Annotated in this window: 10 protein-coding genes; 6 read left to right on the top strand and 4 right to left on the bottom strand. The window is 71.5% G+C overall.

From position 1 onward, the window contains the following. Positions 1-173: 173 nt before the first annotated feature. Complete coding sequence (locus tag ABZ564_RS21935) at positions 174-698, top strand: hypothetical protein (RefSeq protein ID WP_360858942.1); 525 nt, start codon at positions 174-176, stop codon at positions 696-698. A gap of 30 nt (positions 699-728) precedes the next feature. Here ABZ564_RS21935 and ABZ564_RS21930 read toward each other — a convergent pair whose 3' ends face one another. Both ABZ564_RS21930 and ABZ564_RS21925 read right to left on the bottom strand, forming a co-directional pair. Beyond that, positions 729-1424: a glycerophosphodiester phosphodiesterase gene (locus ABZ564_RS21930; RefSeq protein WP_360858939.1), complete on the bottom strand. Its 696-nt coding sequence runs from the start codon at positions 1422-1424 to the stop codon at positions 729-731. 24 nt (positions 1425-1448) lie between these two features. Continuing rightward, on the bottom strand, positions 1449-2483 hold the full coding sequence (locus tag ABZ564_RS21925) for an adenosine deaminase (RefSeq protein ID WP_360858936.1): 1035 nt from the start codon (positions 2481-2483) through the stop codon (positions 1449-1451). Between the two features lie 123 nt (positions 2484-2606). Between ABZ564_RS21925 and ABZ564_RS21920 the strand changes: the two genes are divergently transcribed. Beyond that, positions 2607-3590 carry a DUF4190 domain-containing protein gene (locus ABZ564_RS21920; protein ID WP_360858933.1) on the top strand — a complete coding sequence of 328 codons (984 nt, stop codon included), beginning with the start codon at positions 2607-2609 and terminating at the stop codon, positions 3588-3590. 113 nt (positions 3591-3703) lie between these two features. Here the strand turns inward: ABZ564_RS21920 and ABZ564_RS21915 are convergent, their stop codons facing one another. Next, positions 3704-4279 (bottom strand): NADAR family protein, encoded by a 576-nt coding sequence (locus ABZ564_RS21915; RefSeq protein WP_360858951.1) that lies wholly within the window; start codon positions 4277-4279, stop codon positions 3704-3706. Between the two features lie 156 nt (positions 4280-4435). Here ABZ564_RS21915 and ABZ564_RS21910 point away from each other — a divergent pair, with 156 nt between their 5' ends. The 4 genes from ABZ564_RS21910 (at position 4436) to ABZ564_RS21895 (ending at position 10040) form a co-directional block, all read left to right on the top strand. Further along, positions 4436-6670: a hypothetical protein gene (locus ABZ564_RS21910; protein WP_360858930.1), complete on the top strand. Its 2235-nt coding sequence runs from the start codon at positions 4436-4438 to the stop codon at positions 6668-6670. Then, positions 6667-7386 (top strand): GNAT family N-acetyltransferase, encoded by a 720-nt coding sequence (locus ABZ564_RS21905; protein WP_360858927.1) that lies wholly within the window; start codon positions 6667-6669, stop codon positions 7384-7386. Before ABZ564_RS21910 ends, ABZ564_RS21905 begins: the two co-directional genes overlap by 4 nt. A gap of 206 nt (positions 7387-7592) precedes the next feature. After that, on the top strand, positions 7593-8051 hold the full coding sequence (locus ABZ564_RS21900; RefSeq protein WP_360858924.1) for a hypothetical protein: 459 nt from the start codon (positions 7593-7595) through the stop codon (positions 8049-8051). Positions 8052-8219: 168 nt separating this feature from the next. Then, positions 8220-10040 carry a glycoside hydrolase family 18 protein gene (locus tag ABZ564_RS21895; protein ID WP_360858921.1) on the top strand — a complete coding sequence of 607 codons (1821 nt, stop codon included), beginning with the start codon at positions 8220-8222 and terminating at the stop codon, positions 10038-10040. Here ABZ564_RS21895 and ABZ564_RS21890 read toward each other — a convergent pair. Beyond that, on the bottom strand, positions 9994-10830 hold the full coding sequence (locus ABZ564_RS21890) for a phosphatase PAP2 family protein (RefSeq protein ID WP_360858918.1): 837 nt from the start codon (positions 10828-10830) through the stop codon (positions 9994-9996). The two genes, ABZ564_RS21895 and ABZ564_RS21890, sit on opposite strands and share 47 nt — an antisense overlap. Positions 10831-10861: the final 31 nt, after the last annotated feature.

The following is a 10861-nucleotide window of genomic DNA, read 5'->3' as shown; positions in this document are numbered from 1 at the left end:
CCCCGGGTTTCGCTCACCCCCCCCCAACCACCCACTCTACCCCCCCCCGCGGGGGCCCCCCCCCCCCCCCGGGGCCCCGGGGCGCCCCGGCCGGTCCGCACGGGGCCACGGGTATCCCGGCGCTTCCCGGGGGTCGCGTAAAGAGCCGGTAAACGCGGGCGTACGCTGCGGACATGAGCGAGCGACGCGCCTTGCGACGGCGTATACGCGTGTGGTTGGTCGTCTTCATCGTCTGTCTGGTTCTGAGCGGGCTGACCGCCTTCCCGCTCGTCCACGAACTGCGGTGGACCGAGGAGCTCCTGACGTCCTCGGCCTCTCCCGTCCCCGAACACCTCCCGGACCTGCTGGAGTGGATCACCCGCGTCCGTACCGGCCTCGACGAGGCCGACGCGCGGTATCCCTTCGTGCTGTACGGCACCGACTGGCTGGCCTTCGCCCACCTGGTCATCGCGGTCGCCTTCTACGGCCCCTTCCGCGACCCGGTCCGCAACATCTGGGTGATCGAGTTCGGCATGATCGCCTGCGCCGGGATCATCCCGCTCGCGCTGATCTGCGGCCCGATCCGCGACATCCCCTTCTGGTGGTCCGTCATCGACATGTCGTTCGGTGTCTTCGGGGTGATCCCGCTGCTGATCGTGCACCGCAAGATCAAGCGTCTGGAGACCATGGAACGGGAGCCGGAGCCGGTGGCCGCCTGACCCGGTCGGCGTGGCGGTCACGGGGGCGGGTCACCGGCCCCCGTACCGGTCGATCAGCTTGCGGAGCACGTCGATCCGGTTGGTCGTGACGGAGTCCACGCCCTGACCGATCAGCCGGCGCATCGTCCGGCCGGTGTCGGCGGTCCAGGCCGACACCAGCAGTCCGTCACGGTGGTTGCGGTCCGTCAGCTCCCGGCTGACCAGCCCGAACCGGTAGTTCAGCCAACGCGGCCGCACCGCCTCCAGCAGCGTCGCGCGTGGCGGGGCGAGCGTCGTCCAGGTCATCGAGATCTCGGCCGACGGGTCGGCCGCCCGCACCCGCAGCATCGCCTCGGGTCCGGCGCAGTAGTACACGCGCTCACCGGCCCCGCACTCCCGCACCACGCCCACCGTCCGCTTCACCGACTCGTGCGTGGAGCCGGGCAGATCGATCATCACGCGGTGCGCGCCGACGGCGAGCAGCGCCTCGCGCAGCGTCGGCACACCGCCCTCCGTCAGCTCGGTCAGCTCCTGCTGGGTGAGCCGGTCCAGCCGCAGGTCACGGTCCCACAGCCGTTTCAGCGTGGCGTCGTGCAGCAGGACCGGCACCCCGTCACGGGTGACCCGGACGTCGATCTCCACCGCGTCCGCGCCCCGTTCGAGCGCGGAGCGGATCGAGGGGAGGGTGTTCTCACGGGCACGGTACGGATCGCCGCGATGGGCGACGGCGGTGACAGACATGGGCATGGGGCCATTGTCACCGCCGGTGGATCACCGCCCTGCGCTCTGCAGCCAGTTGGCCGTGTACGTGTCGATCTCGGCGGCCAGCGCGCGCTTGCCGGCCGGGTCGAGGAAGGATGCCTCGACGGCGTTCTTCGCGAGCGCGGCCAGGCCCTGCTCGTCGAGGCCGAGGATGCGGGCGGCCACCGCGTACTCGTTGTTGAGGTCCGTGCCGAACATGGGCGGGTCGTCGCTGTTGATCGTGACCAGCACGCCGGCCTGGACCATCTCGCGGACCGGGTGCTGCTCGATGTCCTTGACGGCGCGGGTCGCGATGTTCGAGGTGGGGCAGACCTCCAGGGCGATGCGCTGCTCGGCGAGGTGGTCCAGCAGCTTCGGGTCGGCCACCGAGCTGGTGCCGTGGCCGATGCGCTCGGCGCGCAGCGAGGTCAGCGCGTCCCAGACGGTCTGCGGGCCGGTGGTCTCGCCGGCGTGCGGCACCGAGTGCAGGCCCTCGGCGATCGCCCGGTCGAAGTAGGGCTTGAACTGCGGGCGGTCCACACCGATCTCCGGGCCGCCGAGGCCGAACGAGACGAGCCCCTCGGGCCGCAGGTCGACGGCGAGCCGGGTGGTCTCCTCGGCGGACTCCAGACCGGCCTCGCCCGGGATGTCGAAGCACCAGCGCAGCACGACGCCGAGTTCCCGCTCGGCCGCCTTGCGGGCGTCCTCGATGGCCTCCATGAAGCCCTGCTCGGGAATGCCGCGCCGGGTCGACGAGAACGGCGTGATCGTCAGCTCCGCGTACCGGATGTTCTGCCGGGCCATGTCCCGGGCGATCTCGAACGTCAGCAGCCGCACGTCCTCCGGGGTGCGGATCAGGTCGACGACCGAGAGGTAGACCTCGATGAAGTGGGCGAAGTCGGTGAACGTGAAGTAGTCGGCCAGTGCCTCGGGGGCGGTGGGGACCTTGGAGTCGGGGTGATGGGCGGCGAGCTCGGCGACGATGCGGGGGGAGGCCGAACCGACGTGGTGGACATGGAGCTCGGCCTTGGGCAGCCCCGCGATGAAGGGGTGCAGGTCGGTCATCGGGGCCTCCGTGGGCGTGGAGTGGTACGGCCCTGGTCACCGGGGTGGCCAGGGTGGGGACGGGAGTCATCGTAGGACGGGCCCGCCCGTAGCATGACCGCATCACGATGAGCGGGGAGGCCCATGCCAGACAACACGGACCGGTCGGCGGACAGGGCCGTACCGATCGACCCCTGGGCACCGCCGGAGCGGCGGGGCGGAGTGACGCGGGGCGGGGTGACGCCGGGCGACCGGGTGTCGCTGGACAAGGGTGCCGGCCCCGTCGGCCCTCGCCCGGCGGGCACCGTCGCCCCGGCCGACACTTCGCCCGGCGACGCGCGCCCGCCGGGCGACGGAATACCCGGCGACGCCCGCCCCCCGGCCGACGGGACACCGGGCGACGCCCGCACGCCCGCCGACGCCATCCCTGGCGGTCCGCACCCCCCGGCTGTGCACGACCAGCAGACGGTCACCTCCGTGCCGGGCGCCGGAACGGGCCCCGTACCGCCCCTCGGGTTCGGGGCGCCGCAGGCCGGGTCCGCCGGGTGGTCCGCTCCCGGGACCGTGCCCCCGCCGCCCGTCGGACCCAACGGCCCCGGCCGGGCCGCCCCGCCGACGGGACCGGGCGGTTACCCGGGCACCCCGTCCCACCCGGGAGCGCCGTACAGCTATCCCGGTGGGCAGCCCCCGCAGTACGGCTACCCGGCCGGGCAGGCGCCGCAGTTCGGTTACCCGGGCTACCCCGGCTACGGGAACCCCTGGGGCGGGCTGCAGCCCGCGAACGGGATGGGCGTCGCCGCGCTGGTGCTCGGCATCCTCGCGACGGTCGGCTTCTGCATGTACGGCCTCGGCGTCATCCTCGGCATCCTCGCGCTGGTCTTCGGCGTCATAGGGCGCGGCCGCGCCCGGCGGGGTGAGGCCGACAACGGTGGCGTGGCACTGGCGGGCATCATCCTCGGGTCCGTCGGGATCGTCGTCAGCGCGGTGTTCCTCGGGTTCCTCATCAGGGTGGTCGCCAGCGACGAATCCGACGACGACCGCGACTCCGACTACGGGCGGGCGGCCGTCTCCCAGGTCGTCGAGGCGCGCGAGCACGCCCCCCTGGGCCACATCTCCGTGCGGGCCTGAGCCGCCACGTCACCGCCGTCCCGGGCCGGGGCGGCACCGGCTCGTGGGCGCGGACGGGCGGAAGCAGGCGGGGCACCCCCGGCGCACCACCCCCCACCGCACCGCGAGCAGGTTCATATACCGGCGCCGCCCGCCCCGCCCCGTAGCTCCTCCCGGGCCGCCATCAGCGCGAACCCCAGCAGATTCAGCCCCTGCCACGCCGCCGGGTCCTGTGCGCGAGGGTCCTCCGCCGCGAGCCCGATGCCCCAGATCCGGTCCATCGGGCTCGCCTCCACCAGCACCCGGTCACCGGTGCCGAGCAGGAACGCACGCAGCTCCGGATCCTGGCCGAACTTGTGCACGCTGCCCGCCACCACCAGGGCGAACCGCTCGCGCTTCCAGACGGCCTCGTCGAAGCCGCGGACCAGCCGGCCCGCCTTCTTCGCCTCGGCCGGGGTCTTCGCCGCCACCGCCTGCTCGGCCGCCTCCGCGTCATCGAACAGCCGCGCCTTGCCGGCCATCATCCAGTGCTCGGCCGACGCGTACGTCACGCCGGCGACCGTGAACGGCGAGGGCCACCACTGACTGAGGCAGCTCGCGCCGATGCTGCCGTCCGGGCGGGGGCGGTGCCCCCAGAAGTGCAGGTACTTCACCTTCTCGCCGCGACCGGCCAGCTCGACGAGGTCGTCGACACTGCGCGCGTCCCCCATGTGTTCCATGTCCCGGAGTCTGCCATCCGCCACTGACAAGGAGTGCCCGTGCCCCCGACCGCCACCGATGGGGGCGGGAACCGCCCGTGGGCGCGAACGCCCTCCGCGGCAAGCCGGGCGACTGACAGCCGGGCGCGCGGGCTATAGCATCGCGGGATGCATCGCGACGTGGTGGAGGCCCTGGCCGAGGGGGAGTTGCAGCCGCTGCGGGAGTGGCTGGCCGGCAACCAGGTGGACACCGAGATACTCCACGAACTGCCGCAGTGGAACTCCACGCGCTTCCCCGAGCTGCTGCCGTCGAGCCGTCGGCTGGCCGACCGGACCGACTGGGCGACGGCGGAGATCCTCGCCCAGCTGCCCAAGGTCGCGCCGGTTCCCGGCGGCGTGCCGCTGCTGCTTCTCTTCGTCCTCCTGTCCGTCGAAGCGGAGTGGGAGATCTCGTACCACTACCAGCCCATGTGGGACACGCTGCGTGGTGCGCGGGACTGTCTGCGCAGGCATGGGGGGATGGTCAGCGGACCGGACGCGCTCCTGGTGAGGGCCGTACTCGCGCTGATGGGGAGTCTCGCGTCCCAGATCGACGCCGAGAACGCCATGACGACAGGTCAGTCGGAGGCCCATGAGGCGGCCCTCGAGGCCGCGGTCGCGCAGGCCCGCGAGGCGGCCGCACTCGCCGAACGGGCGGCGGGGGAGTTTCCGGAGATAAGCGGCTGCCTCATCGACCGCGCCGAGGAGTATCAGGCGTACAACGCCGCTGTCGTTGTCGCCGTGCGTGCAGTGCGCGACTGCTTCGCGACCGGGGAGCCGCTCGACACGGCGATCGAGATCCTCGAAGAGGCCGAGACCGGCAGCGACATCACCAATCCCGTCTACATGAGCGAACTGCGGGCCCACCGCTTCGCGCTGATGGGACTGAACCGCGCGAGACACGAACCCTGGCTGCGGATCGATCAGGGAAAGCTCGTCTATCTCTACCCCTTCGCCACACGCGGCGTCTCGCTGCAGACGGTGCTGGACACCATCGGCGAAGAGGCGGAAGGGTGGTTGCTGGGAGGAGTAGCGCCCCTGTCCCTGAACGGCTCGTTGAAACTCGACGACGTGTGGGACGGCGCCGACGCGTTCAAACGGCACTACGACGGATCTCTGGTGGTGCTTCCTCGTGTGCTTATGCACGGCGCGGACGGGGAAGAGCTCGGGCGGTTTCAGGCGGAGATCCGCTTCTCCAAGCTGGGCAACCACAGCGTGCGTTTCGCGAGTGACATCACCGACGCCTCTCCGGCCGAGCTCTACGCGATGATGCTGCGTGCCGCACCTGAGCACGGCGCCGTACGTGTCTCCTTCGAGGGCAGCCCGCACCGGGTGTGGCCGCGTCTGGCCGATCTCGCGGTGCAGTTGGCGGAGGACACCTGCAGGCGTCTGCGCGAGAACGAGGCCACGGCCCAGGCCGGCGTCGTGGCGCGGCAGGGCATGTTTCAGCTCGTCGTCACCGTCGACGCGGCATCGACGACACCCGGCCCCGCGAACGGTGCGACCCGGCACGAGGTGAGCTCCGCGAGCGAACTCCTCGGAGCGGTCGGTGCGCAGCTCCTCACCAACCCCGTCACCTACCTGATCGGGTCATTGGCCGAGTGGATCCGGTACGGCACCGACAACGAACTCTGCTCGACGGCGACCGGCCTGATCGGGGAGCAGACGGTACGGACCTCCAACACGACGGTCATCATGGCGCTCGGTACAGCCGCCTTCACCCAGGGCACCCGGTCCAGTGTCGTGGAGTTCGCCGCCTCGCTCGACGGGCTCTTCGCCGGCTGGTCCCTGGAACTCGCCGATCACTACAGGCGGGTCGACGGCTTCCAGGCCCGGGTGGACGCGGCGGAGCATCGTCAGGGTGTCAGCGCGCAGGCCCTGACCGCCCTGTCGAGGGAGCTGGACGTCGAGAAGATACGCCTCAACGACTTCGCCACGGAGGTCAGGTCCACGATCGCCCTCATCCGGTCGCCGTCCCTGCTGTCGTCGCCCGTCGTGGCGGACAGCCTCAGGCTGGTACTGGAGCACTGCGGTTTCGAGCAGCGTGTCGCGGAGATCAACACCATGATCGATGCGGTGGTGGACGAACAGCTCGGGGTCACCATCGAGAAACTGGCCAAGCAGCGCGAGGAGCAGGAGGCCCGGGAGGAGGAGCGGCGGGAGAACCGGCAACGGGCGAAACTCGAAGTGTTTCTCGCCGCGATCGCCGCCGCAGGCATCTCGGGTGTGATCCAGGTACTGCAGGCGGGGTATTTCCAGAGCGACGAGGCCGCGACATGGGCCGTCGTGGGAGTGGTCGTCATCTTCTGCGTGGCGCTCCTGCTGGGAATCCTGGTGTGGCCCAGATCCGGCAGGCGCCGGTGACGAACGATTCCCTCCGTGTGGTCGACGTCGGCCACGGAAGTCCGCTTCTGGAAACGATCTACGACGACGTGATCCGAGAGGCTTTCATTCCGGACGAGTTGATCTCGTGCGACGAACTGCGTGATCTGCTACGGGCGGACCAGGGCGTGCTCACTGCCGTGGTGGACGGCACGGGTGCCCCACTGGCGGCGGCCGTCGGGGAGTGGGACGCGGGCAGCGGAGTCCTGCTGCTCGCGTATCTGGCGGTACGCCCGGAGTGGCGGTCGTCCGGTCTCGGCGGGCGCCTCATGGGCAGGGTCAGCGGTGCCTGGCAGCGGCGGTACCGCCCGGAAATGACCCTGGCCGAGGTCGAGCACCCGACGGCCCACCGGGGCGACTCGCGTCGTGGCGACGCCGGTGCGCGGCTGCGCTTTTACGAGCGGCACGGTGCACGGGCGCTGGGCCTCCCGTATTTCCAGCCTTCGCTGCGCCCTGGGGCCGAGCGCGTCCACGGGATGCTGCTGGTGGCTCTGGCGCCCCTTCCGGATGGCGGCCCGGACGGGCCGGTCGAAGCCGGTCCCGTCCGCGCCTTCCTCACCGAGTACTTCCTCAGCTGCGAAGGGGCCGTGGGGACCGACCCGGCATCGCGCCGGCTGTGGGAGGCGGTCGAACGCGTGGGCGGCATCCCGTTGCTCCCTCTGAACGATCCGCTGGACCTGCCGCTGTCCCGTGCCTGACATCCGCTGGTCCTGCCGCTCTCTTGAGCCTGAGATCCGCTGGTCCTGTCGCCGCTGTCCCGCGCATGCAACCGCCTCGCCGCGGCCCGTGACCCACATCACTACCAATGGGTAGCCGAACCCGCGTCATGAACCGTCCCCAACCCGCTCTCCCCCGTGAACGCGACCGCCGTCCGGTCGGCGCGACTCGGAAACGGAGGCGGGACATGACGGGCTCGGAAGTCGGGGCAGCGGTCGAGTGGCTGGCGTCGGCGGCGCCCGACCCGGCCGCCTGCCGGTGGGACTGGGAGCGCGATCCGCGGGGGATCGCGCTCCTGCCCGCCGGCCGGCGCTGGGACGTGCTGATCCTGCCGGGGGAACTGGGCTATCCGACGCTCGATGTGCTCACCCGGCTCATCGACCGGCCGGGACCGGTCCTCGCGGACTTCGGCGAGTCCCGGATGGGCTTCTTCGTGCCGCCGGGCACCGTCGCACGCTGGGTCGGCACGGGCGTCCGGGGGGCCGGGCGCGGCACCTGGATCGTCGTCCCGCACCCGGGCCGCCCGGCCGGAAAGGTGCGCTGGCTCGTCCCGCCCGACGGCGCGGGCACCCTCACCGACGCCGCGCTCCTGGAACTCGCGATGCACGAGGCGGCGGCGGGCCCGGCGGGCGGCGAGGGCGGCTGAACGGGTCCGCGTACCGGTTCCTCACCGCCCGCACCCACGGTCCGCCGCGTGAACTCCCGTACAGCAGTCGCTGTCAGAGGTCTTGACAACCCGATTGGTCTGGACCATGTTGTGCGCGCCACGTCAATTCCCCTCGCCGCATCAATTCCCCCCTGTACGGAGGCCGTTGTGGAACGCACGGGACCCCCCGCCCGCATGACCGGACTTCTTGCCGCCTTCTCGGCGGCCCTGCTCGCCGCCGGCGGGCTGGCCGGCACGGCGCCCGCCGCCGCGGCCGACGCCGAGTTGGCGAGCAACGGCACCTTCGAGGCCGGGCTGGCCGGCTGGAACTGCACCGGCGGCAGCGGAGCGGCCGTCGGCACCCCCGTACACGGCGGGACATCGGCGCTGAAGGCGACTCCGGCCGGCAGCGACAACGCCAGATGTTCCCAGTCCGTGAAGGTCAAGCCCGGTTCCACGTACACCCTGAGCGCCTGGGTGCAGGGCAGCTACGTCTACCTGGGTGCGGACGGCACCGGCACGACCGACGTCCGCACCTGGACGCAGTCCGCGCCCGGCTGGCAGAAGCTCACGACCACCTTCACGACCGGGCCCTCCACCACCTCGGTCGGCATCTACACGCACGGCTGGTACGGCACCCCGGCCTACTACGCCGACGACGTCAGCCTGCTCGGGCCCGGCGGCGACCCGGTCGTGCTCCCCTCCGCCCCCACGGGTCTCAAGGCCGGTACGGTCACCGCTTCCTCGGTGGCCCTGTCCTGGACGGGCTCCGCCGGGGCCACCGGCTACCACGTCTACCGGGGCGGCACCAAGGTCCAGAGCGTCACCGGCACCTCGGCGACCGTGACCGGCCTCAGCGCCTCGACCGCGTACAGCTTCCAGGTCAGCGCCGTCAACGAGGCGGGCGAGTCGGCGAAGTCCGCCGCCGTCTCCGCGACCACCTCCGAGGGCGGCGGGGGAGACGGCGGCACCCAGCTGCCGGCCCACGCGCTCGTCGGCTATCTGCACTCCAGCTTCGCCAACGGCTCCGGCTACACGCGCATGGCGGACGTGCCCGACTCCTGGGACGTCATCGACCTGGCCTTCGGCGAGCCGACCTCCGTCACGTCGGGCGACATCCGCTTCAAGCTCTGCCCGGTCACCGAGTGCCCGAATGTGGAGTCGGAGGCCGAGTTCAAGGCGGCCATCAAGGCCAAGCAGGCCGCGGGCAAGAAGGTGCTGATCTCCATCGGCGGCCAGAACGGCCAGGTGCAGCTCGCCACCCCCGCCGCCCGGGACACGTTCGTCTCCTCGGTCAGCAAGATCATCGACGAGTACGGCCTCGACGGCCTGGACATCGACTTCGAGGGCCACTCGCTCTCGCTGAACACCGGTGACACCGACTTCCGGAACCCCACCACGCCGGTGATCGTCAACCTGATCTCGGCGGTGAAGACCCTCAAGGCCAAGTACGGCGACGACTTCGTCCTCACCATGGCCCCCGAGACCTTCTTCGTGCAGCTCGGCTACCAGTACTACGGCTCGGGGCCGTGGGGCGGCCAGGACCCGCGTGCCGGTGCCTATCTGCCGGTGATCCACGCGCTGCGCGACGACCTCACCCTGCTGCACGTCCAGGACTACAACTCGGGCTCGATCATGGGCCTGGACAACCAGTACCACTCCATGGGCGGCGCCGACTTCCACATCGCGATGACCGACATGCTGATGGCCGGCTTCCCCGTGGCCGGTGACCGGACGAAGGTCTTCCCCGGTCTGCGTCCCGACCAGGTGGCGATCGGCCTGCCGGCCTCCACCCAGGCGGGCAACGGGCACACCTCGCCCGCCGAGGTCACCAAGGCGCTGAACTGCCTCACCAAGAAGACCGACTGCGGCTCCTATGCCACCCACGGCACCTGGTCCGGCCTGCGCGGCCTGATGACCTGGTCCATCAACTGGGACCGCTTCAACAACGGGGAGTTCTCGAAGAACTTCGACGCCTACTTCGGCTGACCCGGCCCAGCCCGTACGGCAGCAGGAGCAGCAGCCCGCACAGGAACCAGCTGCCCAGCACGTCCAGCGGCCAGTGATAGCCGCGGAGCACCAGACCGATGCCCGTCGCCACCGTCAGCAGGACGGCGGCGACGGGCATCATCCATGCGCGCCGCCCCCGCCCGGCCAGCAGCAGCGCCGAAGCCCCGTACGCCACCGCGGCCGTCGCGGCATGGCCCGACGGGTAGTAGCCGGTGACCTCCGTCAGCGGCCCGGGCCGGGCGATCCAGTCCTTGAGCGGTACGACCAGCAGCGGCACCGCAGCCATGGCGAGGGCCGCGCCCAGCGGCTCCCGCCGCCGCCCGCGCAGCAGCGACCAGCCGATCGCGCAGGCCAGCACCGGGAGGGCGACCTGCGTATTGCCGAGGTCGGCGAGGAATTCGGTGAGCCGTCGCGGGCCGTGACCGATCAGCGCCCGCCCGGCGCGCTCGTCGAGCCCGCGCAGCGGGCCGTCGGCGGCGACCTGCCAGGTGGTCAGCGCGAAGAGGGCCGACAGGCCCGACACCAGGGCGAGGAGAAGGGAGAGGGAGAAAGCCGTCCGCCCCGGAACTGGGGGGATTGTTCCGGAGCGGACGGGTGGACCGGTGTGCCGCGCGTCCCGGGGGGTGTGGGACGAGCGGCCATCCGATCGGTGAGGAGGTCCGGAGCGTGATGCCCCAGGGGTGTGCGCGAAGGCACTGCCAGGACGGTGCCGGGGAAGCTCCGACCCGGATTCGCCCGCGGTTCCCTGCGGGCGGGGTGTTTCTCTCATCTGCGGAAACCGTACGTCAGGCGAAGGGGGA

The organism is Streptomyces sp. NPDC019224, from assembly GCF_040632605.1.
In the GTDB taxonomy this organism is placed as follows: Bacteria; Actinomycetota; Actinomycetes; order Streptomycetales; family Streptomycetaceae; genus Streptomyces.
The sequence above is the reverse complement of the archived record's forward strand: the minus strand, read 5'-3'. Positions and strand labels throughout refer to the sequence as shown.

Bases quoted from the DNA above. Each gene is read 5' to 3' on its own strand.
- ABZ564_RS21900 (WP_360858924.1), top strand. From the start codon at position 7,593: ATGACGGGCTCGGAAGTCGGGGCAGCGGTCGAGTGGCTGGCGTCGGCG.
- ABZ564_RS21915 (WP_360858951.1), bottom strand. From the start codon at position 4,279: ATGGGGGACGCGCGCAGTGTCGACGACCTCGTCGAGCTGGCCGGTCGC.
- ABZ564_RS21930 (WP_360858939.1), bottom strand. From the start codon at position 1,424: ATGCCCATGTCTGTCACCGCCGTCGCCCATCGCGGCGATCCGTACCGT.
- ABZ564_RS21925 (WP_360858936.1), bottom strand. From the start codon at position 2,483: ATGACCGACCTGCACCCCTTCATCGCGGGGCTGCCCAAGGCCGAGCTC.
- ABZ564_RS21910 (WP_360858930.1), top strand. From the start codon at position 4,436: ATGCATCGCGACGTGGTGGAGGCCCTGGCCGAGGGGGAGTTGCAGCCG.
- ABZ564_RS21890 (WP_360858918.1), bottom strand. From the start codon at position 10,830: ATGAGAGAAACACCCCGCCCGCAGGGAACCGCGGGCGAATCCGGGTCG.
- ABZ564_RS21920 (WP_360858933.1), top strand. From the start codon at position 2,607: ATGCCAGACAACACGGACCGGTCGGCGGACAGGGCCGTACCGATCGAC.
- ABZ564_RS21935 (WP_360858942.1), top strand. From the start codon at position 174: ATGAGCGAGCGACGCGCCTTGCGACGGCGTATACGCGTGTGGTTGGTC.